At 56.6% G+C, this 24716-nt stretch carries 22 protein-coding genes; 10 read left to right on the top strand and 12 right to left on the bottom strand.

Annotated elements, in window-relative coordinates:
• The first annotated feature begins 4 nt into the window (after positions 1-4).
• The 9 genes from QE270_RS02550 (at position 5) to QE270_RS02510 (ending at position 10535) form a co-directional block, all read left to right on the top strand.
• A complete protein-coding gene (locus QE270_RS02550; protein ID WP_300034708.1) occupies positions 5-1219 on the top strand; it encodes an aromatic ring-hydroxylating dioxygenase subunit alpha in 1215 nt (404 codons plus the stop codon).
• Positions 1216-1551 carry a cupin domain-containing protein gene (locus QE270_RS02545; protein ID WP_300034705.1) on the top strand — a complete coding sequence of 112 codons (336 nt, stop codon included), beginning with the start codon at positions 1216-1218 and terminating at the stop codon, positions 1549-1551. The genes QE270_RS02550 and QE270_RS02545 overlap by 4 nt, the downstream gene beginning before the upstream one ends.
• Positions 1548-2801, top strand: coding sequence for a sarcosine oxidase subunit beta family protein (locus tag QE270_RS02540; protein WP_300034702.1), 1254 nt, complete (start codon positions 1548-1550; stop codon positions 2799-2801). The genes QE270_RS02545 and QE270_RS02540 overlap by 4 nt, the downstream gene beginning before the upstream one ends.
• A gap of 1 nt (position 2802) precedes the next feature.
• The gene (locus tag QE270_RS02535; RefSeq protein WP_300034699.1) at positions 2803-3075 is read left to right on the top strand and encodes a sarcosine oxidase subunit delta; all 273 of its coding nucleotides are present in this window, start codon (positions 2803-2805) and stop codon (positions 3073-3075) included.
• A complete protein-coding gene (locus tag QE270_RS02530) occupies positions 3072-5933 on the top strand; it encodes a 2Fe-2S iron-sulfur cluster-binding protein (RefSeq protein ID WP_300034695.1) in 2862 nt (953 codons plus the stop codon). Before QE270_RS02535 ends, QE270_RS02530 begins: the two co-directional genes overlap by 4 nt.
• Complete coding sequence (locus QE270_RS02525; RefSeq protein WP_300034692.1) at positions 5926-6432, top strand: sarcosine oxidase subunit gamma family protein; 507 nt, start codon at positions 5926-5928, stop codon at positions 6430-6432. The genes QE270_RS02530 and QE270_RS02525 overlap by 8 nt, the downstream gene beginning before the upstream one ends.
• 32 nt (positions 6433-6464) lie before the next feature.
• Positions 6465-8048, top strand: a complete 1584-nt coding sequence (locus tag QE270_RS02520; protein WP_300034689.1) for a BCCT family transporter — start codon at positions 6465-6467, stop codon at positions 8046-8048.
• A 181-nt stretch (positions 8049-8229) separates the two neighbouring features.
• Positions 8230-9219 (top strand): LysR family transcriptional regulator, encoded by a 990-nt coding sequence (locus tag QE270_RS02515; protein ID WP_300034686.1) that lies wholly within the window; start codon positions 8230-8232, stop codon positions 9217-9219.
• The gene (locus QE270_RS02510) at positions 9216-10535 is read left to right on the top strand and encodes a dienelactone hydrolase (protein WP_300034683.1); all 1320 of its coding nucleotides are present in this window, start codon (positions 9216-9218) and stop codon (positions 10533-10535) included. The genes QE270_RS02515 and QE270_RS02510 overlap by 4 nt, the downstream gene beginning before the upstream one ends.
• A gap of 434 nt (positions 10536-10969) precedes the next feature.
• Here QE270_RS02510 and QE270_RS02505 read toward each other — a convergent pair whose 3' ends face one another.
• The 5 genes from QE270_RS02505 to QE270_RS02485 are packed head-to-tail and all read right to left on the bottom strand — an operon-like array spanning position 10970 to position 15694.
• Positions 10970-11497 carry a nuclear transport factor 2 family protein gene (locus QE270_RS02505; RefSeq protein ID WP_300034680.1) on the bottom strand — a complete coding sequence of 176 codons (528 nt, stop codon included), beginning with the start codon at positions 11495-11497 and terminating at the stop codon, positions 10970-10972.
• A gap of 33 nt (positions 11498-11530) precedes the next feature.
• On the bottom strand, positions 11531-12454 hold the full coding sequence (gene copD, locus QE270_RS02500; protein ID WP_300034677.1) for a copper homeostasis membrane protein CopD: 924 nt from the start codon (positions 12452-12454) through the stop codon (positions 11531-11533).
• 7 nt (positions 12455-12461) lie between these two features.
• Positions 12462-12842 carry a copper homeostasis periplasmic binding protein CopC gene (copC, locus tag QE270_RS02495; RefSeq protein ID WP_300034674.1) on the bottom strand — a complete coding sequence of 127 codons (381 nt, stop codon included), beginning with the start codon at positions 12840-12842 and terminating at the stop codon, positions 12462-12464.
• 18 nt (positions 12843-12860) lie between these two features.
• Positions 12861-13880, bottom strand: a complete 1020-nt coding sequence (locus QE270_RS02490; protein ID WP_300034671.1) for a copper resistance protein B — start codon at positions 13878-13880, stop codon at positions 12861-12863.
• Positions 13877-15694 (bottom strand): copper resistance system multicopper oxidase, encoded by a 1818-nt coding sequence (locus tag QE270_RS02485; RefSeq protein WP_300034668.1) that lies wholly within the window; start codon positions 15692-15694, stop codon positions 13877-13879. The genes QE270_RS02490 and QE270_RS02485 overlap by 4 nt, the downstream gene beginning before the upstream one ends.
• 72 nt (positions 15695-15766) lie before the next feature.
• Here QE270_RS02485 and QE270_RS02480 point away from each other — a divergent pair, with 72 nt between their 5' ends.
• Positions 15767-16039, top strand: a complete 273-nt coding sequence (locus QE270_RS02480; protein ID WP_300034665.1) for a metal-sensitive transcriptional regulator — start codon at positions 15767-15769, stop codon at positions 16037-16039.
• 206 nt (positions 16040-16245) lie between these two features.
• On the opposite strand, the gene QE270_RS02475 is transcribed toward QE270_RS02480, so the two are convergent.
• The 7 genes from QE270_RS02475 to QE270_RS02445 all read right to left on the bottom strand — a co-directional run.
• Positions 16246-16737 carry a sarcosine oxidase subunit gamma family protein gene (locus QE270_RS02475; protein WP_300034662.1) on the bottom strand — a complete coding sequence of 164 codons (492 nt, stop codon included), beginning with the start codon at positions 16735-16737 and terminating at the stop codon, positions 16246-16248.
• Entirely contained in the window at positions 16730-19465 is a 2736-nt protein-coding gene (locus QE270_RS02470; RefSeq protein WP_300034659.1) for a 2Fe-2S iron-sulfur cluster-binding protein, read from the bottom strand. Before QE270_RS02470 ends, QE270_RS02475 begins: the two co-directional genes overlap by 8 nt.
• Positions 19462-19725, bottom strand: a complete 264-nt coding sequence (locus QE270_RS02465; RefSeq protein ID WP_300034656.1) for a sarcosine oxidase subunit delta — start codon at positions 19723-19725, stop codon at positions 19462-19464. The genes QE270_RS02470 and QE270_RS02465 overlap by 4 nt, the downstream gene beginning before the upstream one ends.
• Positions 19725-20981, bottom strand: a complete 1257-nt coding sequence (locus QE270_RS02460) for a sarcosine oxidase subunit beta family protein (protein WP_300034653.1) — start codon at positions 20979-20981, stop codon at positions 19725-19727. The genes QE270_RS02465 and QE270_RS02460 overlap by 1 nt, the downstream gene beginning before the upstream one ends.
• Positions 20978-22114, bottom strand: a complete 1137-nt coding sequence (locus QE270_RS02455) for an FAD-binding oxidoreductase (protein ID WP_300034650.1) — start codon at positions 22112-22114, stop codon at positions 20978-20980. The genes QE270_RS02460 and QE270_RS02455 overlap by 4 nt, the downstream gene beginning before the upstream one ends.
• Positions 22111-23574 (bottom strand): FAD-dependent oxidoreductase, encoded by a 1464-nt coding sequence (locus tag QE270_RS02450; protein ID WP_300034647.1) that lies wholly within the window; start codon positions 23572-23574, stop codon positions 22111-22113. The genes QE270_RS02455 and QE270_RS02450 overlap by 4 nt, the downstream gene beginning before the upstream one ends.
• Positions 23574-24716, bottom strand: a 1143-nt coding sequence (locus QE270_RS02445; protein WP_300034644.1) for an aminotransferase class I/II-fold pyridoxal phosphate-dependent enzyme, incomplete at its 5' end; no start/stop codon positions are given. The genes QE270_RS02445 and QE270_RS02450, both read right to left, overlap by 1 nt.

The raw sequence follows: 24716 nt of genomic DNA, 5'->3' as shown, positions 1-24716 counted from the left end.
GTCCATGCTGCACCTTGCCTCTGTCGCCAACTGGCTTTCCAATGACCGTAAAGGCCATACGCTGCCGCGTGGATTGTACGTAAGCGACGAGGCGTTCGCATTCGACACGCAGGTCATGCTTAAATCGGTCTGGCTATATGCCTGCACCGTCGCGCATGTAAAAAATGCGGGCGATTATTTCGTGTTTGAGCTGGCGGGTAACTCCATCATCATACTGCGTGGACGCGACAACGAAGTTCGCGCATTCTGGAACAGTTGCCGCCATCGCGGTGCTAAAATCTGTCTCGATCAGAGCGGTCGTGCGCCGCGGTTGATGTGCCCTTATCATCAATGGACTTATGGCCTCGACGGCAAGCTTCTGGCTGCGCGTAGCATGGCAGAGGATTTCGACAAGGCAGATCATGGCCTGAACCCGGTTGCGCTGGAAAATGTTGGTGGGCTGATTTTCATTTGCCTAAGTGATAATCCGCCGCCGATTGACCGTGTTAAAGCTGATATTGTGGATCAGATCGCGGTGTATGACCTCGAAAAGCTAAAGGTCGCGGTGCAGGATGATTATATCGAAGACGCCAATTGGAAGCTGGTGATGGAGAATAATCGCGAATGCTATCATTGCGATGTCGGCCATCCTGAATTGATCAGCGTGCTCGGTACCACTGGCTTTGGCAGGGATGCGCCTGCCGATGATTATCTGGAAACAAAGCGTGCGGAATGGCAGGCGTTAGGCATTGACCATGATGTAATCGAGTTTCCCGATGGCTGGTGGCATCGCGTCGCGCGTTTGGCATTGGCAAACGGCGCTGTGACCCAGTCGATAGATGGCAAGCTGGCCTGCCAGAAACTGATTGGGCCATTCAAGGTGCCGGAAACATCGAGCCTATCTGTCTGGACCCAGCCCAATAGCTGGCATCATTTTTGTTGTGATCATGTGGTCACATTCTCGCTGACGCCGATTGGCCCTGAAAAAACTCTTCTGCGGACGAGCTGGTTGGTGCATGAGGATGCTGTCGAAGGGGTTGATTATAATCCTGATCATCTCGCAGCGTTGTGGCGGGCAACGAATGTGCAAGACGGACATTTTTCCATGGTCAACCATCAAGGCATTGCGAATGACGGCTATGTACAAGGGCCCTATGCGGTCGAGGAAAATTTGGTTGAGGATTTCAAAGATTTCTATGTCGACCGAGCCAAGGCGGCGTTGAAGGCGGAAACAATATGACGACACTTCCCATATCAGGCTCGATAAAGATGACGGGTGATGGCTGGAAACCGGGCAAGCGGTCCGGTGAGACGAACCTTGCGCTTATGGATGACCCGCGCGGATACCGCACAATGGTAACGAAAATTGCTCCTGGCCCCTTGGGTGAGATGCACGCACATGACGAGATCGAGCAAATCTATGTCATTGAAGGTGATTTTTTTGATGATGATGCGAGCTATGGCCCCGGCGATTTCGTGCTGCGTATGCCGGGTGCGATGCACCGCGCAGGCAGCAAAAACGGCTGTACGATGGTAATCGTTTACGCTCCTTTGGTTGCGGGTGCCGCATGACCCGCTTCAGCGCATTCAGCCTTTTTGCCAAAGCGTTAAGCGGGCATCAGGATTGGCCCGAACAATGGCCCGACGCTGCACCCAAGCCCGCTTATGACGCGATCATCGTCGGTGGTGGCGGGCATGGTCTTGGCGCGGCATATTATCTCGCGAAGAAATACGGGATTACCAACGTCGCAGTGCTTGAAAAGGGTTGGATCGGTGGCGGCAATACCGGACGCAACACAACGATCATCCGTTCCAACTATCTCTATGATGAAAGCGCGCATCTTTATGATCACGCGGTCAAGCTGTGGGATGGCCTCAGTCAGGAACTCAATTACAACATCATGTATTCCAAGCGCGGCGTCATGATGCTCGCGCATAATGTGCATGATGTGCAAAGCCTTCAACGCCATATCAACGCCAACCGGCTGAATGGCGTAGATAATGAATGGCTCACGCCCGAACAGGCCAAAGCTTATTGTCCGCCTTTGAATATCGCACCAGATGCGCGGCATCCGGTATTGGGTGCGGCGCTACAACGGCGTGGCGGCACGGCGCGTCATGACTCGGTCGCTTGGGGCTATGCCCGTGCGGCAGCTGCTTTGGGTGTTGATATCATTCAGAATTGCGCTGTCACGGGTATCCGCCGCGGTGCCGATGGCGCGGTAGAGGGTGTGGAAACAACGCGCGGCTATATCGCCTCCAAGCGCGTGGGTGTTTCGGCGGCGGGCAACAGCTCGGTGATCATGCAAATGGCTGACCTCGATTTTCCTCTTGAAAGTTACCCGTTGCAGGCGCTGGTTTCCGAACCCATCAAGCCGACTTTCCCGTGCGTGGTTATGTCTAACACTGTCCACGCCTATATGAGCCAATCGGACAAAGGCGAGTTGGTGATCGGCGCTGGAACGGACCAATATGTAAGCTATTCGCAGCGCGGGGCGCTTCATATTGTTGAACATACGCTGGCCGCGATTTGCGAGATTTTCCCGATTTATCGGCGGATGCGGATGTTACGGACATGGGGTGGTATCGTCGATGTGACACCCGATCGCTCACCGATATTGGGCAAGACGCCGGTCAAGGGGCTCTACGTTAATTGCGGCTGGGGCACGGGCGGGTTCAAGGCTACCCCGGGCGCTGGAGATTTACTGGCCTATACGATGGCCAAAGACGAACCGCACAAAATCAACGCCCCGTTCAATCTTGACCGTTTTCGCAATGGTCGGTTGATTGACGAAGCGGCAGCAGCAGCGGTGGCGCATTAAAATGATACTGATCCATTGCCCTTATTGTGACGAAAAGCGTCCCGAGATCGAATTCGTGAATGCAGGCCAAGCACATATATCTCGGCCACTCGACCCATCAAGTCAAACCGATGAGGAGTGGGAGGCCTATCTTTTTATCCGCGCCAACCCACGTGGACGGCACCATGAACGCTGGCGGCATGTGTATGGCTGCGGGCGTTTCTTTAATGCGGTGCGCGATACAGTGACCGATAAATTTGAAACAACATATAAGGCTGGGGAGCCGCGCCGATGACTGGCTTTCGTCTTGAAACTGGCGGCCGCGTCGACCGAGGTCAGACAGTCCAGTTCAGCTTTGACGGTAAGAGCTATCAAGGCCTGGCGGGGGACACTTTAGCGTCAGCCTTGTTGGCAAACGGCGTCATGCTGTTCGGCAGATCCTTTAAATATCACCGCCCGCGCGGCGTCATGGCAGCAGGCAGCGAGGAGCCAAATGCTCTTATTTCGGTGGATCGCGGGCCGGGCCGTTTCACGCCAAATTTGCGCGCCACAGGGGTTGAAATATATCCCGGGCTAAAGGCGGTTAGCCAAAATCGTTGGCCATCCCTGAAAACGGATTTTGGTGCGATTAATGACCGGCTGGGGATGTTTTTTCCGGCAGGTTTTTATAACAAAACCTTTATGTGGCCACGTTCATTTTGGGATAAAGTCTACGAACCAGCAATTCGCAAAATGGCAGGACTTGGCGATGCACCGACCGCCGAAGATCCTGACCATTATGCAGCAACCTATGCCCATTGCGACCTGTTGATCGTCGGCGCAGGGCCAGCCGGAATTGACGCCGCGCTTGGCTATATGGATACGAACAAGCGCATCATTTTGGTCGATGAGCAGGATGAATTAGGCGGCGGCGCATTGGCGGACCCTGCGTTATGGCCATGGCTAGAGCGCAGCCATAAGGCGCTTATCGATGCGCCCAATGTGACAATACTGACCCGCACGACGGCCTTCGGCTATTATCACGACAATTTCATCGGCGTAGTGCAGCGGTTGACCGATCACCTCCCTGAATTGGGCGATGCGCCGCGTGAGAAATTGTTGCGTATTAGGGCAGGTGAAGTTGTCCTTGCGCAAGGTGCGATCGAACGACCGCTGGTTTTCGATGGCAATGATACGCCCGGCGTGATGCTGTCTTCTGCAGCCAGAATTTTCGCCAATCGTTACGGCGTTGCGGTTGGCAAGGCTGTCGTGTTGATGGCTTCGCATGACAGCGGCTGGCATGATGTCTTTGCACTGGCCAAAGCCGGCGTTGGGATTGCGGCGATTATTGATGTGCGGGAACGAGTCGACAGCGCGCTCATGCATGAGGCTGAGCGGCTGGGAATTGCTGTGCACCTAAACCACAGCGTCATGGGCGTAACCGGCAGGCACAGCGTCCGTGCAGTGCAGATATGTAACAATGACGATTATCTTGGCCGCCGCATCGATTGTGATGCGGTGTTGATGGCGGGTGGCTGGACGCCAAGCGTGCATTTATGGTCGCACAGCAAGGGCAGCCTGAAATGGCGCGATGACCTGGGCGCATATGTCCCCGATCTGCCAAATGAAAATGTCGTATGTGTTGGCGGATGTTCGGGCGATTGGGATTTTGGCACGGGCGCGATTATCGACATGTTGCCGACGCCTAAGGACCAAAGCCGTATAAAGGCATTCGTCGATTTCCAGAATGATGTGACGGCAAAAGACATCAAGCTTGCGGTGCGTGAGGGCTTTCGCTCCATCGAGCATATAAAACGGTACACCACCAACGGCATGGCAACCGATCAGGGCAAAACATCGAACCTCAACGGTTTGCAAATCGCCTCGTCTGCGCTGAACAAGCCTGTCGCCGATATCGGGCTCACCAGCTTTCGTCCGCCCTACACGCCGCAAACATTTGGGGCATTGGCCGGACATGCCAAAGGGGCATTGTTCCAGCCAACACGGACAACCAATATCGACAGCTGGGCGCAAGCGCACGGCGCAGTGTTTGAGCTGGTCGCGCAGTGGCGAAGAGCACGTTACTTCCCCCAATCGGGTGAGGATATGCATGCGGCCGTGAACCGCGAGTGCGTTGCCGTGCGTTCATCGGTTGGTATTTTTGACGCCTCTACGCTGGGCAAAATTGAAGTCGTAGGTCCAGATGCGGCCGAATTCCTCAACCGGATGTATACCAATCCATGGAAGGCGCTGGAGCCGGGTCGCTGCCGTTATGGGCTGCTGTTAAAAGAGGACGGCTTCATTACCGACGACGGTGTTTCGGCACGGCTGGCGCCGGATCGTTTTCACCTGACCACGACGACTGGTGGCGCGGCGCGCGTGCTGAATATGATGGAGGATTATCTCCAGACCGAATGGCCAGATCTTGACGTCTGGTTGACCAGCACGACCGAGCAATATGCGGTCATCGCGCTGCAAGGCCCTAATGCGCGCAAATTGCTTGAGCCGCTTGTGGAAGGCATTGATCTATCTGCAGAGGCCTTTCCGCATATGGCAATCCGCGAGGGCATTATTTGCGGCATTCCAACGCGCCTGTTCCGGGTCAGCTTCACTGGCGAATTGGGCTTCGAGATTAATGTACCAACGGCTTATGGCCTTGCGCTATGGCAACGGTTGATGGCGCAAGGCGCGCAATTTGATATCACGCCTTACGGCACTGAGGCGATGCACGTTTTGCGTGCCGAAAAAGGTTTCATCATTGTGGGGCAAGATACGGACGGCACGGTAACGCCCTTTGATGCTGGCCTCGATTGGGCAGTGGGTAAGAAAAAGCCTGATTTTGTGGGTAAGCGATCCATGGCGCGTCCTGACATCGTCGCGCCCGGGCGCAAACAGTTGGTTGGGCTGCTAACCGATGATCCAAATGTTGTTTTGGAGGAAGGCGCGCAGATCGTAGCCGACCCCAAACAGCCGGTGCCGATGACCATGATTGGCCATGTGACGTCTTCATATTGGAGCGAAGCGCTTGGCCGATCTATTGCGTTGGCGCTTGTTGCTGGCGGACATGAAATGACGGGCGATACGCTCCATATTCCCATGCCAGGCAAGACGCATACTGCGAAAGTCAGCGGCCTTGTCTTTTACGACCCAGAAGGAGCACGGCTGCATGTCTGACGTCCTCATACGAAATGAACCCGTGCCCGAAACACAATATGTAGCGGCGGGTGTCACGATTAGCCTTGCTGGACCTATGCAACGGTACGCGCTGCGCGCGCGGCGTGCAGAGGACCTCGAAACTGTGTTTCAGGTTACAATGCCTCGGAAAATCGGCGCGTCCGAAGGCGGGATTGCCTGCCTTGGCCCTGATGAATGGTATCTGCGTACCGAAGCTGGCGCTACGATCCCGACAGCTTCCGGGCTGCCAGTCGCTATTACGGACATTAGCGATCGATCGATATGCCTCGTTTTAGAAGGTCCGCGCGCAGCAGAAATTTTGATGTCGGGGTGCCCAATAGATCTGGACAACTTTGCAATCGGCCGGGCAACGCGCACGATATATGAAACTGTCGAAGTCATCATCATTCGCGAGGCTGAAGATCGCTTCCATGTTGAGTTGTGGCGCAGTTTTGCCGCATGGTTTTGGATAGCGATGACAACCGCGGCACGCCATTGACCGATCAGTGAAGCACCTTGGAGGAGGGTTCAATGGCATCTTGGGATAAGATGATAGATCTGGGCAATTACGGCCAGTCCAATCGCAACTGGGGCGGGATGCACATCAACCCTGCAGTTTTTTTCCCGACGGCATTTATTTCGTTTGCTGTGATAATGTTCAGCCTGATCGCCCCGAAAGCTTCAGCGGACCTGTTCGCGGCATTGCGCGGTGGCGCGGTTCAGCATTTCGACTGGTTCTTGATGATGTCCGGCAACCTGCTGTTGCTGTTTTGTGTTGTTGTGGCGCTCTCGCCGCTTGGAAAAATTCGATTGGGCGGCAAAGGCGCAGTACCAGATTATTCGCGGCTGTCATGGTTCGCGATGCTGTTCGGCGCGGGGATGGGCATCGGGCTAGTTTTCTATGGCGTGGGTGAACCAGTGACCCATTTCACATCCTCGTTGGCGGGTGGTCCGGCGGCGCCATTGGGTGGGGCAGTTGCCAACGCAGAGGCCGCACGCAGCTTGGCGATGGCGGCGACGATTTTTGATTGGGCGCTGCACCCTTGGGCAATATTCGCCGTGACGGGTCTTGCACTGGCGGTCTTCAATTTCGATTTCAACATGCCGTTGTCGATGCGCTCGGCATTTTACCCTTTGTTCGGCAAGGCGGTTTGGGGACGGACGGGTGATGCTATCGAAGTTCTCGCCGTGCTCGCCACTATATTCGGACTGGCCACATCGCTTGGGCTCGGTGCGCAGCAAGCCATGGCGGGGATTACCTATTTGTACGACGTTGTGAGTTCGCCGCGTACAATCTTGGCGCTCATCCTTGTGATGGCAGCTATTACCTTCTTGTCGATCCGAGGTGGCATTGACCGTGGCATCCGGATTTTAAGTGAGGTGAACATGTGGGTCGCCTTTGCGCTGTTGGTATTTATATTGGCGACCGGATCAACATTTCAGTTGCTTGGCGACCTCGCGACGAACATTTACAACTATCTCGCATTGCTCCCGGCATTGTCCAATCCGGTTGGGCGCACCGACACGGGTTTTTATAACGACTGGTCCGTGTATTATTGGGCATGGTGGATAAGCTGGGCTCCATTTGTTGGCATGTTCATGGCGCGTATTTCACTGGGCCGGACAGTACGTGAATTTATTGCTGGGGCTGTTATTTTACCCAGCTTGCTTGGCATTTTGTGGCTGACCATTTTTGGCGACGCCAGTATCGCCCAAATTGTTGCAGGCAATGGCGCAGATCTCACCAAGGCGTCGCTTGATACGCAATTATTTGTGCTACTCGGTGCGCTCCCTTGGGCGCAGTTTACGTCTTTTGTCGCGATTGGCCTGATCCTGATCTTCTTCGTAACAGGCTGGGATTCCGGCACGCTGGTGATTGATACTATGACGGCGGGTGGACGCACAGATACGCTGCTGAGGCAAAAGACGATCTGGCTTGTGGCCGTTGGCGGTATTGGTATCGTCCTGTTGCTTAGTGGCGGCCTCACTTCGCTTCAAGCGGGTGCAATTGCCACTGGCCTGCCATTGGCTCTCATCTTGCTCGGTATGTGCATCGGCACGCTAAAGGGCTTGCTGGTCCTGCACAGAAATCCAGACAACCCCGAACAACTCTAAATGCCAGCGCCGCATTTCTGTATGCGCACTGTTCAGAAAAGTGATGCAGGCGTGCAACGCCGGTAAGGCATAATCAGCCTATGTAGAAAATGCATGGCACTATTACGTGTAGTCCCGCATAGCCATTAGCGAAGGTAATATTAGCCATTGGCTGTGCCTAAGCGCTTGGAGGGGTTGCTGAATGAAACTGCCACAGGAATACGATCTGCACGCACTAGAAGTGTTCGTCATGACCGTTGAACTTGGCGGGATGTCCCAATGCGCCGCCCATCTGCAAGTGACTCAATCAGCCGTTTCGCAAACGATCGCTAGGCTGGAGGCGGGCATAGGCGCTTCGCTGTTTGATCGCACGATGCGTCCGTTGGGTTTAACGGCAAGCGGAAAGTCCCTCTTTGCGCGTGGTCAGAAGCTGATCGCCCATGCAAGTTTGGTGTATGATGAGGTAAGACAGGGGGCAAGCCTGCCCATTTCCAGCATCACGGTTGCGATGTCATTCAGCCTCGCTAATCAGCTTACGGCGCCAATTTTACAAAATCTTGGGTCGCGCGCAGATAAATGGAACATCCGGTCCGGCATTTCCATGGAGCATCAAGGCGAATTTCTGGCACGCGACATCGACATGATGGTGACCGGAAGTTTTAGCCTGGAGCATCGCGACACTGTCGAACTGCACCCAGTGTTCGAAGAAAGCTTTATTCTTGTATTTCCTAAGGATTTTCGAGAGCCGCTCGATCTCATCGGCATGCCATCGTCATTGCCGTTCATCCGTTTCTCCCGCCTCACCGGCACGGGGCAGCAAATTGAACGCCAGATTGTCAGGATGAAACTGAAGCTGCCACAGATGGTTGAAGTGGAATCTTCGCATCAACAATTGGCCTTGGTGGCTGCTGGTCTTGGTTGGACGATCACCACACCAGTATGCTTGGCCGCTGTGCCGGAACTGCTGCCCGAATTGCGAGCCGAACCTATGACGCGTGGTCGTTTCTCGCGGGCTGTTCAGGTCGTTGCGCGGCTTGATGAATTGGGCGACATTCCCAAGTTGACCGCGGCTTTATGCCAACAGGTCCTGCAGGAAAAAACCTTTCCGCCGCTGATTGAAGAATATCCATGGATGGCCCAACAATTGGCTTGGCCATCGACGACCGTGGAAGGTGAGGAATTAATAGCATGATAGGGCGCCTTGTTGTTCCATTTTTAATCCTGATGACCGCACCAGTCTACGCCAGCGGCCCCAAGACTGCGGACGTTCCCAGCATCCCCGAGGCTGATGCGCCCGAACTGGCCGCATTGGGCACATATGGCATCGGCTTTCGTTCCGTCCTATTAACGCATAAGGGCCAGCCTGATGTCGAAAATGGGGGTTCTGGTGGCATCGCAGTCCCCCTTGTTGACCGCAGTTTGCGGGTGGACATTTGGTACCCCGCAACGGTCAAAAAGGGCGCAAAGCCGGTTACCTACAGCGGAAGTCTGTGGGGCGAGCCACCATTTCCACCGGTTAATTTCACGCAAAAGGGCATTGCGATTGGCGGCGCGAAGGCGGCCGGAAGCAAGCATCCTTTGGTCATTATCAGCCATGGCTATAGCAATAATCCCGCGGTCATGACGTGGTTGACCGAAAACCTTGCATCCAAGGGCTATGTCGTCGCCGCCATTCATCACCGCGACCCAAATCCTTATGTCGTGTCGCCTAGCATCCGCGCCGCGCCGAATTTCAACCGACCGCGCGACATCGTTTTTGTCGCCGGTCAACTGCGGGACAGCCTGGAGGAATTGATTGATCCGGAGAACGTCGCGCTTATCGGCTATTCGCAGGGTGGCTATGGCGTGCTGACCGCAGGCGGAGCAACGCTTGACCCGCAGGGGCCTAATATAGGGCTGGTCGCAGGCGGGGCGTTACAGAAATCCGCGCGGGGCGGTGCCGATGCCGATGCTGTGAAATTGGCAGGCGTCAGGGCGATTGTGGCATTGGCACCCGCTGGCGGCGCGCCAAGCAGCGCATGGGGTGCAGAGGGCCTTGCTGCTTTAACTGCGCCTTTGCTTTTGATCCACGGCGATAGCGACGCGACTGTCAACTATACAACGGGCGGGCTGGCGGTTTTTGGTGGCGCTGTAAACAGTGATCGCACGCTGCTGACCTATAAGCAGGCCGGACATTCGATTGCGCTGAACCCAGCACCGCGTGAAATGCGTGGAACGGTTTGGGACATGGACTGGTTTGAAGACCCGATCTGGCGGCAGGACAGGATTAACGCGATCAACCTGCATTTCATCACCGCGTTCTTGGCGGTGCATTTGCGGAAAGACGCCAGCAAGGCTGCGTATCTGAATGTAGGGATTGAGAATTCGGATGCCGGCGAATGGAGTGCGCCGGCTGGGACCCCATGGGGCGCATATAGCCCGGGTGGTGCAGGCGTTACCTTATGGAAGGGTTTTCAGAGGCGGCATGCAAAAGGGATGATGTTGCAGCATTTGGACGCAGCGAAGTAACGATAGGGCTGCTCCGTCGACCAAAAGATCAGGCTTTTTTGCGAAGCGGCGGATGTGCGAAAAGTGCGCCCGCCGCATAGGCAACCGCCAAAAGCCCCAGAAATGCTAGCAAGTTCACACCAAAATCGCACCTGACCACATCGCGCAATATGTCGCGCGCGCAACAAAATTTCCTGCAGGATTGCCGCGGGAGAGAAGCGTGTCTGAAAGGGAAATATTCTATGCCACATTTGGCTGCCAAAGAACGACGGAACATTATAGGAACATACCGGAATTGTCAGGTTTGGCGATGACTGACCGGACGGTGACGCGAAGTCGGGGCGGTACAATGGAAGTGGCGCCACAAAGAACAATCACCAAAAGGAGACTTCCCGCTCCCGACCCAATTGCAGTCCTTGATGACGCTCATGCACTTGTCCATTCCTGCCATTCGTTCACGATGCCCGTGGTTTAAAGTCACCCGACGACCAATGGATATGCGCTATGCGCCACTGTCCCTTATTCCGGTGCAGTATAATCGTTTCGAGCGATCGCATGTTGATGGCGCGATTGCGATAGGTGCCGGTGACCGTCTCGACGCTTAAAACCCATGCAGCATCCCCCGTTTCACCTTGGCTTCTATCGATCAATGTGCGTTTTACAGCGGCGTTAAAGGCGGCATCTGCTTTTAGGTGGTGGCTGGCATATTCGGCGCGGCTGCTTTCGACGTTGCCGGATTCATAGATTATCACATCTTCGGCGAGCAGCGATAGCGCGGCTGCCGTGTCGCCATTGGCCAGCGCTGCATGGAATGCGTTTACCGTGCCGACGGCTGTGCTGACATCCGAGTGGTTGGCATTATCGACCAGAGCTGGTCTCTGATCTGCATGGGCGCCGGGATGCGCTGCCGCCAGAGTTATCGCTATCGTGGTAACACGCAATAGCCGCAAGGTCTTTATGGTTGCAATTTGAAAATCAAACATTGTCCTTGCTTCCTCCCCCTTTTTTAATTGTGTTCACATTGGTACCGGCGACATCATGCCCATTATTGCGACCACAGCGATCACCGAACTAGCCACAATGAACTCGCCGATGAGGCTTCGGCGGAGCGCGGCCAGGGCCATATACGTATCGATCTTCCTGCCATCTTGGGCAAGCGCGACACGACGGGCGACAGCTGCGTTGCGTGCACCGAACGACAGCATCCCGCCGACCAGCACAAGCTTGGCCAACAGCAGCACGCCGTATTCGCTTTTCAGCACCTCTCCGCTGTTTACCAAACCGAAGATCATCTGCGAATTGACAAAGCCGGTGATTGCTATCGCCGCAACCAGACTTACGCCTAACGGTGCAAAGCGGTGCATCGTAACTAGCAGCGCCTTGGCGGCCATTTGATCCCTCTGGATGTGCACTTTGACCGTTAGGCGTAAGAACCAGCTAACGGCCCCGAGCCACAGCCCCGCTGCAACCAAGTGAACACCATTATTGAACCGGTGAAGCAGGCCAACGAAGCCTTCCTTTGCTGCTGCATGGCCGTTCCAGCCGAGTGTCATGACGGCAGCCGCAAACAATACAGCAGCAACAGGCAGTGCCCTTTTGCTCCTCCGTCGCATAAGCAGTGCACATAAGCCAGCCGCAAGTAAGGCCATACGTACAACAAAGGCGGTGCCCATATCTGTGCCAGAAATCATTGCTTCGAACATGGCTCGATCAAGCGCTGTCACAGGCAGCCCCATCATCGCCGCAATCGAGACCAGCATCAGCGCAATCGAGACCAGCGGCGCAGCAATCGCAGCGAAGACCAGTGCACCCACACCTGCATCATTCGACAATGGATCAATGCCCCGCAGCCCTACCAAGCGGAACGCGGTCCATCCGAATAGGCCAAGCAGCAATGCATAATGCGCAAAGCGCAATGTCGGTTCGAGCCAGCCTTCCATTTAGATCTCAGCTAACTTTAAAGTTGACCTTGCCGGTCATCCGGTGGCCATCGGCACCGGCGGCCTGCCAGCGAACTTCATAGGTACCTGTTTTTAAGGGCTGTTTCAATGCAAGTGTCATCGTGCGATTGTTGTTCGACCAAGCAGTTGTGAAGTTGCGGATTACCATTTCGCCATGGGCTTTGACACCCGGCATTGCGGTCATGACGATACTTGCAGCAGCGGTAGGGGGTATCAAAGCTTCGCTGAAGGTCATCGTGACGACGCGCGGCCTGGCAACGGTTGCCTCCGCTGCGGGAGTGGAAGAGACGACCTTGCTGTGAGCGAAAACCATATTGGGCGCAGCGGCAAACATTGCTGCAGCCGCAATCAGGGGAATTAAACGCATGGACCTATTCCTTTTTTCTCAAAACCAGAAACGAATGCCGACGACATAGTTGGTGGCGCTGGGGTCTTCGCCGCGCACGCGCGCATAATCGGCGCTTCCGCCCACATGCCAGCTTTGCTCGATGCCAATATAGGGCGCGAACTCCCGGATAATCTCATAGCGCAGGCGCACCCCCAGTTCGACCTTGTCGATGCCTGCACCCATCCCTAGACGCGGCACATCCTGCGCGGCCAGGTTGATTTCGGCGCGCGGTTGCAGAATTAGCGACTGGGTGATTCGCTGGTCGAGTTCAGCATCGACGTGCGCGGTGACGTCGCCGCGATGCGAGACGAACACTGCCGCATCCACCTCAAACAGATAAGGCGCGAGACCTTGCACGCCGATAACCGCGTGGGTCGTGGAGGGTCCTGTCAAGTCCTGCCGCACACCAGCCTGCAAGTCCCAGAAGGGTGCAATGGCACGTGAATAAAGCGCTTGAACTTCCGCGTCCTCGATGCGCTCTCCAAAGCTACCCTCGCCCTCGCTCTTGAACCAAAAGCGGCTGGTCGGCCCGCCATAATAGCTCTGCAGGTCCCAGAGATAACCTTCGCGGCCATTGCGGATTTGTGTTTCGAAGCGGTCGCCTTGAAGCCAGAACACGTTAAACTCGCCATGTGTGCGCTGTAAATCTTGGCGTGACGCTCGCATCGCGTCTGCGCCCCAAATAATGTCAGCGGCGCGCGGCGGTCCGCTACCTGCCTCGGGCGGTGGTGGGGTTTCCATCGTTGGACCGGGTGAAATTGATGTGGTATCCTCTGCCGAGCCATGGTCCATCTGGCTATGGTCCATTCCCGCCATCGGATCAGCTGTCGGCGCTGGGTCGGCAGGCATCGTATGACCGGCATGCGGGTCAGCGGTGGGTGGTGCCGGCGCGCGGCTCGGCACCGGATTTGGCATAGGCGCTGGGATAGAGTGCCCGGCATGCTGCGCGTCGGCCGGTGTGGCGATCAGAGCGGCACCGAGCAGTGCAACGGAGATGATCGATACCCGCACAGTCATTTCTCACCGCCCGGGCCGACCACAGTGACGGTCTGCATCATGCCGCCATGCATGTGATAAATGAGATGGCAGTGGAAAGCCCAGTCGCCAGGCTCATTCGCCGTCAAGTCAAACTGCGCGCTGGCCCCTGGCTGAACGATGACGACATTCTTGCGTGGCTGCTGATCGGCATTCTTGCCATTGACCAGCTCGAAAAACATCCCGTGCAAATGGATCGGGTGTGCCATCATCGTATTGTTGACAAGCTTCACGCGCACCCGCTCGTTCCAAGCAAAACGGATAGGCAAGTCGCTGACAGCGGAATACATCCGACCGTCGAACGACCACATATAGCGTTCCATATTGCCGGTTAAGTGCAGTTCAAGCAACCGCGAGGGCTCGCGCGTATCCCTGTTGGCCTCAAGCGCGGCCAGCATCCGGTAGTTGAGCACGCGGTGTTTGACGTCACGCAAGCCAAGGCCGGGATCACCCATTTTGTCGACCGGGGTCATCGAAACCATGTCAACGCCCGGACCAATTTCGACATCGGGGGGAAGTAGCGACGTGTCACGCATGCTCATACCGTCCATGCTGTGCGACGCGGCGGCAGGCGCTTCGGCATCCGCGCCATGGCCCATAGCCTCATGATCTGTGCTGCCATGGTCCATCCCGCCATGCCCGCCCTCCTCGGCCGGACCATGATTCATACCCATATCGGCCATGGTGAGGAGCGGTGGATCGCGTAAGGGCGGCACGGATGCCCGCGCACCCGGAAGGCTTGCCAGCATTGCCAGCGCCATGCCCGAACGGTCCATCGACTCACCCACAATCGCATAGGCATCGGCCTTGCCAGGCGTGACAACCACATCATAAGTTTCTGCGGTCCCGATCTGGAATTCGTCGACCTCTACAGGCCGCACCTTCTGGCCATCGGCGGCGATAATCGTCATCGGCAGGCCGGGGATGCGAACGTTGAAGAAGCTTTGCGCCGATCCATTAATGACGCGTAGCCGGATACGCTCTCCTTGGCGGAAGAGATATTCCAACCCCTCCTTAGGCCCGCGTCCATTGGCGAGAAAGGTATAGGTAGGCGCGCCGATGTCCATGATGTCGGTTGCGGGCATTCGCATCTCGGCCCACATCCTCCGCTCCTCACCGGACATCGGGTAATTGTCGGTCCAGGAACTAAGCTGCCGGTTGAAATAGCCCTCGCCGGTGCGCAGCCGGCTCATGATGAAGTGCGGGTCAAGGACCGTGAAATCACTCAGGAGCAGGATGTAGTCGCGGTCATATTCAACAGGTTCTGGATCAGCTGGATCGATGATCAGCGGGCCATAATGTCCCGATTGTTCCTGCAAGCCCGAATGGCTGTGATACCAATAGGTGCCAGACTGCCGGATCGGAAACTCATAGGTGAACGTTTGGCGCGGACGGATGCCAGGAAAACTGATACCCGGCACGCCATCCATCTGGAACGGCACCAACAGGCCGTGCCAGTGAATCGAAGTGTCTGCATTCAGGTTATTGGTGACGTTGAGCTTGACATTCTGCCCCTCGCGCAGACGGATCAGTGGTCCTGGCACACTTCCGTTCACGGCAATGCCGGGCCCACGCCGTCCTTCGACGATGCGATGGCCACTGCCGACAGTCAGGTCAATAACCTCACCGCTGAGTTCGCCGAAGCCTGCCGGAATGCGTGGGCCGCCGCGTCCGTGACTGCTCCCATGCCCGCCATGTATGCTATGGCCCTGCGCCCAGGAAGGCACAGCGGCAAAGGCCGCGCCCGTACAAACTCCTCCGAGCAATGTTCGCCTAGACAGATGTTCTATTTCCATTTGCACTTGCATCCTTTGTATTGAGTTCAATATATATGATACCCCAGTAGGGTATAGCAAGAGGGCATAAGTATGGCGAAGGACCGTAGCGATACGATTAACCGCTTGAAACGTATTGAGGGCCAGGTGCGAGGCGTTGCACAGATGGTCGCCAGCGACCGCTATTGCATCGATATTCTGCACCAGGTGCAGGCGGTGAAAGCAGCGCTCGCTAAGGTCGAGACCGCGATCCTCAAGGACCATGCTTCATGCTGCGTCGCCGAAGCGATTGCTTCCGGAGATGCCGCCGAACAGCGGGTAAAGTTTAATGAACTAGTTGATCTATTCGACCGGGTGAAGCGTTGAGCGGCGGACACTGAAGAACCCAACCATTGAAAAAGGCGGCGAACCTCTGGCGCACGGCGCTTATTCGTCCATTGAAGCCGGCGCCAAGCCACCTGATGCACGAAGGTCTGCTATATGCGATTGCACATATAAAAGCAGACCGTCGCCTTCCCACCCAGTTCCGGTCATACAGACAAAAATTACCTATGGGATGCGACAGAACGGGCCTACCCCGCCAAAGCGTCCGCAGCTTGGGTCCAAAAATGCAACAGCCCCTGACTGAAGCTTAATGGAACATAGGCGTCGCAGGTGGTTTCATCGACGACGTGCAGGCGGACGTTTACATGGTCGATGATCGTCGCTGCGCTGCATCCGGCGGCGAAAGTCGGGCTTTCCGCATCGAATACGCCGCCTTCCATAAGGACGGTGCGCCAATTATTGCCCGACAGGCGAATGCGGACGATGCCGCCGCCAATCGCGGTCACTGCGCCGTCATCGGATAATATGCTGGCCAGCGGCGATGCGTCGCCCTCGACCAGCCAGACCGTGGGTTCAAAACGGATCAGGCGGAGTGCTGCGGTGCCATCGGAACGGCCCAAAGCAGGTAGGGCAAAGCCGCACGCCGCCTTGAACCTTTTGCCAACAGCCGCCGGATTGCCCCAAATTTCGAATGCATGCAGCGGCGCTGCGGGTAGCATTGAGATCGATAACTTAGTCACGATAGCGTTCTCCCGCCGCATCATAGAAATGCGGTACCACAACGCGCACCCGCGCCTTTTGACCGCGCGTGGGCGATGTAGCGATCAGTTCTTCACCATGGCGTGCAAAGCCATCGGTCAATTGACCCAGCGCTACAGACCCGCCTTCAATGATACGAAACGCCGCCGCGCTGACATGGCCAACGGGTGACGCGCCTTCTTGTGTCACCAGCATAGCGCCCTCGGGTATATCGCCCTCGATGGCTTCAAGGCCGACCAATTGCCGCCGTCTGGTTTCGGCCAAGGCAGGGCGTGCCAGCCCAGATGCACCGACATAGCCACCCGCTTTGTTGAGCATCTTGTCGAGTGCAAGATCGTGCGGAGTCATGCGTCCATCAACTTCACCGCCGACGACCAGATGCCCTTTTTCGATGCGAAGGAATTCCATGGCCTCAAGCCCGTATAATGCGCCGCCTACTTCGTTCACTTGCGTCTCGCACGCGGCCCAAACGGCTTCTGCTTGGCTGGCATCGACATAGATTTCAAAGGCGCGTTCGCCGCTATAGCTGGCGGCCAAGATGATGACCGGGACGCCCGCGATGGACGCGGGAACGGTCGACATATGGCGTGGCGGCTCTTCGCCGATTAACGTGGCCAGCACGGATTTGGCCTTTGGCCCGGCGACGGCGATACCCGCATAATGTTCCTGAACATTCACGGCAGATACGCGCATCTGTGGGCATAGAACTTGACGGACATAAGAAATATGCGTCGCCATCCGGTCCGCGCCGCCGGTTGAACTGGTCAACAGATAGCGGTTCTCATCAAGCCGCCATACGGTGCCGTCATCAAACACAACGCCGTCTTCGCGCAGCATGAATGTATATCGGCCGCGCCCGACGGCAAGCTTGCTAACCGTCGTTGCGCAAATGATTTCGAGGAAGGCGGCTGCATCTGGACCACTGATTTCGAATTTGGCGAGCGTGGACACATCGGTCATGCCGACATTGTTGCGTACGGCTTTGGCTTCACGCAGCGCGGCTTGCGCCAATGTTTCCCCGCCCGTTGGATATGCCCGCGGACGGAACCAATAACCCAAAGGCTGCCAGATCGGGTTCTTCGCGGCATGCAGATCATAGAGCGCAAGACGGCGAATATGCGCGCCCGCATCCTTTGCGCCCGCGCCCGCGATTAAGCCCATTGTAACGGGCGTATAAGGTGGGCGGAAAGTGGTGAGTCCTGCTTCGGGAATGGCCACGCCCTGTTTTTCGGCCAAGCGGCCAAGCGCCGCCATATTGCTCAGCTTGCCCTGATCCGTCGCCATGCCCAAAGTGGTGTAGCGTTTGAGATGCTCGACCGAGCGATAGCCCTCGGCCCAAGCCAGATCGACATCGGCGAGCGTTACATCGTTCTGGAAATCGATGAAGCTTTTCTTTGGGCTGGAAACCGGCACCATTTTGAATATCGCTTGCGGATCTGCGGCACCGCCGATGGTCGTTACATTCTGACGGGATGCTGCAGGGACAAAGGCTTGCGCATGCTCGTTCCAATCAAGCGTGCCGCCTGCTTGCATATGCAAATGCACGACAGGGGTGAAACCACCCGATACCGCCATCAGGTCAGCATCCCAGCTTACCGTTTTGTCATCGACCAGCGCGGTTACGCTTTTCAAACAATGCCGCGCCCCTTTTGTCGAAAGCGGCACGGCGTTGTTGTAAACGCGAAAGCCGCTGCCCGCTCCTGCGGGCGCTGGCCGTGCATCGATGATCGCAACAATGTGTGCGCCTGCGTCTTTCAGCGCCTGCGCGGTTTTATAGGCATCGTCATTGTTGGTGGCGATGACGGCGCGTTTTCCGGGGACCACGCCAAAGCGCTGCACATAAGTCCGAACCGCTTGCGACAACATCACGCCAGGGCGGTCATTATGGGCAAAGGCCATCGGGCGCTCGATGCTGCCGGTGGCAAGAATGACGTGGCCTGCGCGGACATGCCACAAACATTGGGCGACATTATGCGGGGGTATTTGCCCGGGCTCGGCTATTCGTTGCGTCAACGTGACCAGATCATGTTCCCAATAGCCTGATGCCGTCGTGCGCGTAAGGATGCGGCCACCTGCGGCACGGATCCGTTCGGCGGTCGCCTTGATCCATGCTGCATCCTGTGCTTGCGGGTCGCGGAGCAAAGATGGCGCGAGAATGTTGTCTTGCTCCACAAGGATGACGCGCTTGCCAACCTCTGCGGCCTCGACAGCCGCTTGCATGCCTGCGGGTCCGGCGCCGATTACCAGCAGGTCGCAAAAGGCGGCGCGCTGGCTAAAGCGGTCAGGGTCTGTTTGCGTCGGTGCATTGCCGAGCCCTGCTGCTTTGCGGATGAAATATTCATAAAACATCCACTTTTTGGCTGAACCAAAAAAGGTTTTATAGTAAAAACCGGCGGACAAGGCTGGCGCGGCTAAGCCGAGAACCGATCCAACGTCAAAAGACAGATTTGGCCATCGGTTCTGGCTTTTGGCGACTAAACCTTCGTACACAAATACATCGGTTGCGCGCGTATTGGGTTCGGTCCGCCCACCTTCGCCGATGGTGACGAGTGCATTGGGCTCCTCAACACCAGCGGTCATGATGCCGCGTGGACGGTGATATTTGAAGCTGCGGCCAACAAGGCCAACGCCATTGCGCAGCAACGCAGCCGCCAAGGTGTCGCCTTCGCGCGCGGTATAGCTTTTGCCGTCGAAGCTAAAGGTGATCATGTTAGCGCCTCCGGCCCAACAGCGCGGATCGCGCTGATCTCGTTGGTAACACGGTGGCGGGTGATGACCATCCACGCGCGGCAGCCATAGGTATGGCGCCAGATTTCGTCATCAACACCGCGTGGATTGTTGCGGGTGAAAAGCGTGCGCATTGCATCTTCGGGCGGCGCGTCAAGCGCCACCACAGAATCAACCGTGCGTTCATAAACAAACTCGGCTTGCGCGCGCGGGCCGCAATGGGGGCAGGTAAACTGCATCATTAGCGGCTATTCGGCATCGGGCCGCTCCCTGTTTCATCGATGGTTGCACCGCGTTCAAAACGGTCGAGTGCGAACGGCGCGTTCAATGCATGCGGCGTTCCAGTCGCCAGCGTATGCGCATAGGTCCAGCCAGAAGCAGGCGTCGCCTTGAACCCGCCGTAGCACCAGCCTCCGTTGAGATAGAGGTTCTTCACCGGCGTTTCGCCAATAATCGGTGCTCCGTCAAAACTCATATCGGTAACACCGCTCCATGTCCTTACCATACGCAGGCGGGATAAGGCGGGGACAAGCGCAAGGCCTTGCGCGACCGCACCTTCCATGACCTTGGAGTTGCCGCGCTGTGCGTAACTTGGCCAGTTATCAGGGTCGCCGCCAAACACAACGCCGCCCTTGTCCGACTGGCTGATGTAACAATGCAGCGATTGCGACATGATGACGCTGTTGATCATCGGCTTTACGCCTTCGGTTACCATCGCCTGCAGTGTTTGCGATTCTACGGGCAGTTGAAGACCTGCAAGCCCTGCAACATGGCCGCTATTACCAGCGACGCAAATTCCGACGCGCCCGGCGCCAATGCGGCCACGGGTTGTTTCAACACCGACAACGGCGGCGCCATCACGGACAAAGCCGGTGACTTCGCATTTCTGGATGATATCGACGCCAAGCATGTCTGCTGCGCGTGCATAGCCCCAGGCGACGGCATCATGGCGGGCGGTGCCGCCCCGCCTTTGTATCAGGGCGCCGTCAATCGGGAAACGCGCGCCGCGTGACATGTCCAGCAAAGGCTCAAACTTTGCGACTTCAGCGCGCGTCATCAAATCGGCATCAATCCCGTCGCACCGCATGGCGTCACCACGTTCTGCAAGCTTCGTCATATCGGCGTCGCTATGGCCCAAAAACATAGCGCCGCGCGGCGAGAACATCACATTATAATTCAAATCGTCGCTCAAATGCTCCCACATTTTGAGGCCAAATTCGAACAGGTCGTGCAATGGCTTTAAACGGTAGTTAGACCGGACAATTGTCGTATTACGCCCCGTATTGCCGCCGCCAATCCAGCCCTTTTCAAGCACTGCGATGTTTTTCAACCCGTGCACCTTGGCGAGATAATAGGCCGTGGCCAGCCCATGCCCGCCGCCGCCTATGATGATGATATCATAATGCGACTTTGGTTGCGGGTCGCGCCATGCTGGCTGCCAATGCTTTTGCCCGTTAAAGGCGCCACGCAGCAATCCGAAAGCCGAATATTGGCTCATGTAATCGGCATCCACCCGCGTTTTTCGCGCCAATCGGATTCCAGATTGTCAAAGCGTGAAAGCTTGAGGATATCTATGTCTGCGAATGAACATTTGCCGTCCATAACCAAATCACGAATAGCGTGACCAGACGCTGGCGATAGGCCAAAGCCGACGCTCGACATTGAAGCAACCACCACATTGTCGGGGCTGGTCAATCGGTCGATGATTGGACGGCCGTCCGGCGAATTTTCGATTACACCAGCCCAGCTGCGGATGACATTGAGATGCGCGGCCTTAGGCAAGAGTTCTGCCAACCGTTTCGCAAGGTTGCGGGCCAACGGCGTTGACGGGCGCGCGGCCGGACCAGTTGCGTCCATATCAAGCCATTCATGCGGGCCGCCGCCATAAGCGAGGTTTCCGCGCATTGTTTGACGCCCGTAAATTTTATGTCCGTCAACGCCGCCAAGCGGCATCATTGGCGCAGGTTCGGTAATGATCATTTCCGCGCGGGCCGCCGCCAATGGTACGTTGACGCCGAGCTGTGCCATCAATTGTGGAATCTGGGGCCCTGCGGCGACCACAACGGAATCACAGCCATAGGTTGCATTGGCCGTTTTTACGGCTGTGACCTTGCCGCCAGCGGTTTCAAAGCCGGTGACTGGACTGTGCTGAATGATTTTTCCACCCAGATCCTGCAAGGCCCACGCATACGCCTGAACACTGCGCTGCGGGTTGGCATGCCCGCCAAATTTATAATGCACGCCGCCAAAACAATTGTCGCCTGCCAAGGGCACGGCCTCTTGCACTTGTTTCACGTCCAGCAATTCAACCGGATGATTAAGCCGCTTGTGACGTTCGGCAATGAAGCGATATTGCTCCCACTGCCGTTCGGTCATCGCAATCAGGATGCGGCCTTTTTGATGTTCGGTCGGATAGCCCAGCAATTCGTCCATTTGGGGCCATAGGCGCTGTTCTTCGTCAAATAACGGGCTCGCATAATGCGATGCACCGCCGCCGTTACGTCCGGAAGCTTCCCAACCGACGATGAACTTGTCGAGCACCGTGACCTTGACCCCCGAACGCGCAAGCCACCAGCCAGCGCTCAGGCCAGTGACGCCGCCCCCGACGATGACAACCTCTGAACCGCTCATTTGTACATCCCCGTGTAAAGCATTTCGCGATGCTCATCTTGATATGGCGTGTTCAAGTCCTCAACCGGCACCCATTGGGTGGGGATACCAAACCAGACATCCCACGCAGCGTCCAATGCCGCGGGCTCATCCCATTCCGCAAGAATTTTCAGCGGCAGCGGGCGGACCGGTGCGCGGTGGCTGGCGAGCGGGATCGTGCCGAATGGCTTGTCTGCCTCAATCGCCAACAGCATTGCGACTTGATCGCGGCAGCGACGGCCTTGGCAGACACCCATGCCCGCGCGTGTGAGGCGTTTGATCTGGTCGGGGTTGGCAGGGCCGTCGTCCAGCAGAGTCTCAAGCGAACGGGCGCACATCGGTGCTGGACGGGTAAGATAATTGGGTGGCTGAACCCCGATAAGGTCCGCCCGCGTAACTTCCTCGCACTGGCAGATGATGGTATCATCGGCGCTGACCGAAGACAGTGCACGCATCCATTCCATCCGGTAAGCGATATGGTCAAAACCGGTATCGGTTAGACCAGCACAATCGCCAACCGCAGAAACGGTGGCTTCGCCCTTTGGAATATAGCCGCCGCGTTGTGCATTTAACGCGCGTTCGCCATGCATCGCGTCCACCAGCTCAATCGATGGGATAAGGCCAATAGCAACGCAGATGGTGTCACAGGCAATTTCTGCACCCGACGACAATGTGGCGCTTTCAACCCCGTTTATTCCACCTTTCGCCGAAGCGATGGTTTGACCGCAGTATAATGCAATGCCAGCGGCTTCCACTTTGGTGATGAGTTCAGAACGGCCTTGCGGTGCCGCACGCACTTCGACAAGCCCGACGACGTCTATCCCACGTTTTTTGGCCAACAACGCTGTTTCGAGCGCCAGATCGTGCGAGCCGATTACCAGCACACGCCGTCCAGCAAACGCCTCATAGCGGGTGAGCAGCATTTGCAATGCCGCAGCGCCCATCACGCCAGGCTGGTTCCAGCCCGGGAATGCCATCGATAGGTCGCGCCCGCCGGTTGCGAGGATAATATTATCAAAGCCGACGATCCATGATCTTTCTGCATCGGCCAGACCGACGACCTGTTCCGGCAGGCTCGCAACGCCCGGACCATTGCGATAAACACCCCATGCAGTGGTGCCGAGCAGTAACTCAACTCCCGCATCCATCGCTGTTTCCAACGCAGGCATGCTCATGAAAATTGCTTCGAGCATGCGCTCTGTATTTTGTGTCGCGGCGGTCATGCGTCCGCCAAAATACAGCGGCACATCATTGCCCATCAATGCACCTGAAACAGGATTTTCATCGACAAGCAAAACCCGTAAACCCGCATTTGCTGCATCAATTGCCGCTGCGACGCCGCTTGGACCAGCGCCGACAACGACAGTATTATAATGCGCTTCGGGCGCGCTGCGCGTGCCGTTGATTGCGCATATATCGGTACCCGTAAAGTTCAGTTCCATCACACCGCCTCCAGCGCTTGGCGCAAATCGCCTATTAAGTCTTCAACATGTTCCAACCCGACAGATAGCCGGATCGTGCCGTCGGTGATACCACCCGCCAGCCGCTGTTCAGGGGCGACCGCATAATGCGTGGTACTCGCCGAATGGCAGATTAAAGTTTCCGACCCGCCCAGACTGACGGCCACTTTGAGTAGCTGCAAACGGTCAAGCATGCGAAATGCCTCAGCCTCTCCGCCGTGCAGGTGGAACGAAAAGGTAGAACCTGCCGCCTTACACTGCCGGTCATAGACAGCACGTGCCCTTGTGCCTTGTTCCAAGAAACCAAGATAAGTCACGTCCGCTACTTTGGGATGACTGCGCAGAAATTCCGCAACGCCGCGTGCATTGTCCATCGCGCGCTCGGTACGAACGGCTACCGATTCCAATGAACGCAGAACAAGCCATGACGTATAGGGATCAAGGTGATTGCCCCAGGTCGTGCGTTGCATCCGCAGATGGTCGATCAACTCTGTACGACCGGTAATCCCGCCCGCGAGCAGATCGCTATGCCCACCGCAATATTTGGTGAGCGAGGTCATGCACAAGTCAACGCCATGTTCGATGGGGCGCTGCGCAAACGGACCAAGTAACGTATTGTCGACCACGACAAGAGGACGATGCCCTTGCTGAGCACCAACCTCATCCGCGATCTGCACCATCAGGTCCAGATCGACTATCGCCGCCGTTGGGTTTGCCGGGGTCTCGGCAATGATAAGCTTAAGTGGCCCCTTGGACATTGCAGCCTGCGCCGCCGCGCGTACTTCATGCTCGTTCGTGCCATCAAGATATGCCGCGGCATGCGATCCAAATTGCGGCATGATGCTGTTGTACAGCATGTCGACGCCGCCATAGATTGGACGTCCATGCAATACGCTGTCGCCCGGGCGGACATGGGCCAGTGCGATGCTCGAATGGGCGGCCATGCCGCTTGAATAGGCGACTGCCTCTTCCGCGCCGTCAATTGCCGCAAGGCGCTTTTCCAAAAAATCCAATCCCGGATGGCCAAGCCGCGAATAAATGTGGTTTATTTCCCCGACCAGAGGCCCACTGCCGTCAAAATACGCTTCATGCACATCCTTGGCGTGCTGCGCAGAGGGGTACAC

Origin of the sequence: Sphingorhabdus sp. (assembly GCF_029865925.1) — a bacterium.
Classification (GTDB): domain Bacteria; phylum Pseudomonadota; class Alphaproteobacteria; order Sphingomonadales; family Sphingomonadaceae; genus Sphingorhabdus_B.
The sequence above is the reverse complement of the archived record's forward strand: the minus strand, read 5'-3'. Positions and strand labels throughout refer to the sequence as shown.

What these genes read in the sequence shown, in the direction of transcription:
- QE270_RS02515 (WP_300034686.1), top strand. Translation starts at nt 8,230, where the DNA reads ATGAAACTGCCACAGGAATACGATCTGCACGCACTAGAAGTGTTCGTC.
- QE270_RS02510 (WP_300034683.1), top strand. Translation starts at nt 9,216, where the DNA reads ATGATAGGGCGCCTTGTTGTTCCATTTTTAATCCTGATGACCGCACCA.
- QE270_RS02530 (WP_300034695.1), top strand. Translation starts at nt 3,072, where the DNA reads ATGACTGGCTTTCGTCTTGAAACTGGCGGCCGCGTCGACCGAGGTCAG.
- QE270_RS02465 (WP_300034656.1), bottom strand. Translation starts at nt 19,725, where the DNA reads ATGATGCAGTTTACCTGCCCCCATTGCGGCCCGCGCGCGCAAGCCGAG.
- copD (WP_300034677.1), bottom strand. Translation starts at nt 12,454, where the DNA reads ATGGAAGGCTGGCTCGAACCGACATTGCGCTTTGCGCATTATGCATTG.
- QE270_RS02505 (WP_300034680.1), bottom strand. Translation starts at nt 11,497, where the DNA reads ATGTTTGATTTTCAAATTGCAACCATAAAGACCTTGCGGCTATTGCGT.
- QE270_RS02540 (WP_300034702.1), top strand. Translation starts at nt 1,548, where the DNA reads ATGACCCGCTTCAGCGCATTCAGCCTTTTTGCCAAAGCGTTAAGCGGG.
- QE270_RS02450 (WP_300034647.1), bottom strand. Translation starts at nt 23,574, where the DNA reads ATGGAACTGAACTTTACGGGTACCGATATATGCGCAATCAACGGCACG.
- QE270_RS02535 (WP_300034699.1), top strand. Translation starts at nt 2,803, where the DNA reads ATGATACTGATCCATTGCCCTTATTGTGACGAAAAGCGTCCCGAGATC.
- QE270_RS02550 (WP_300034708.1), top strand. Translation starts at nt 5, where the DNA reads ATGCTGCACCTTGCCTCTGTCGCCAACTGGCTTTCCAATGACCGTAAA.
- QE270_RS02485 (WP_300034668.1), bottom strand. Translation starts at nt 15,694, where the DNA reads ATGGAAATAGAACATCTGTCTAGGCGAACATTGCTCGGAGGAGTTTGT.
- QE270_RS02490 (WP_300034671.1), bottom strand. Translation starts at nt 13,880, where the DNA reads ATGACTGTGCGGGTATCGATCATCTCCGTTGCACTGCTCGGTGCCGCT.
- QE270_RS02470 (WP_300034659.1), bottom strand. Translation starts at nt 19,465, where the DNA reads ATGATCACCTTTAGCTTCGACGGCAAAAGCTATACCGCGCGCGAAGGC.
- QE270_RS02480 (WP_300034665.1), top strand. Translation starts at nt 15,767, where the DNA reads ATGGCGAAGGACCGTAGCGATACGATTAACCGCTTGAAACGTATTGAG.
- QE270_RS02525 (WP_300034692.1), top strand. Translation starts at nt 5,926, where the DNA reads ATGTCTGACGTCCTCATACGAAATGAACCCGTGCCCGAAACACAATAT.
- QE270_RS02520 (WP_300034689.1), top strand. Translation starts at nt 6,465, where the DNA reads ATGGCATCTTGGGATAAGATGATAGATCTGGGCAATTACGGCCAGTCC.
- QE270_RS02460 (WP_300034653.1), bottom strand. Translation starts at nt 20,981, where the DNA reads ATGAGCCAATATTCGGCTTTCGGATTGCTGCGTGGCGCCTTTAACGGG.
- copC (WP_300034674.1), bottom strand. Translation starts at nt 12,842, where the DNA reads ATGCGTTTAATTCCCCTGATTGCGGCTGCAGCAATGTTTGCCGCTGCG.
- QE270_RS02545 (WP_300034705.1), top strand. Translation starts at nt 1,216, where the DNA reads ATGACGACACTTCCCATATCAGGCTCGATAAAGATGACGGGTGATGGC.
- QE270_RS02455 (WP_300034650.1), bottom strand. Translation starts at nt 22,114, where the DNA reads ATGAGCGGTTCAGAGGTTGTCATCGTCGGGGGCGGCGTCACTGGCCTG.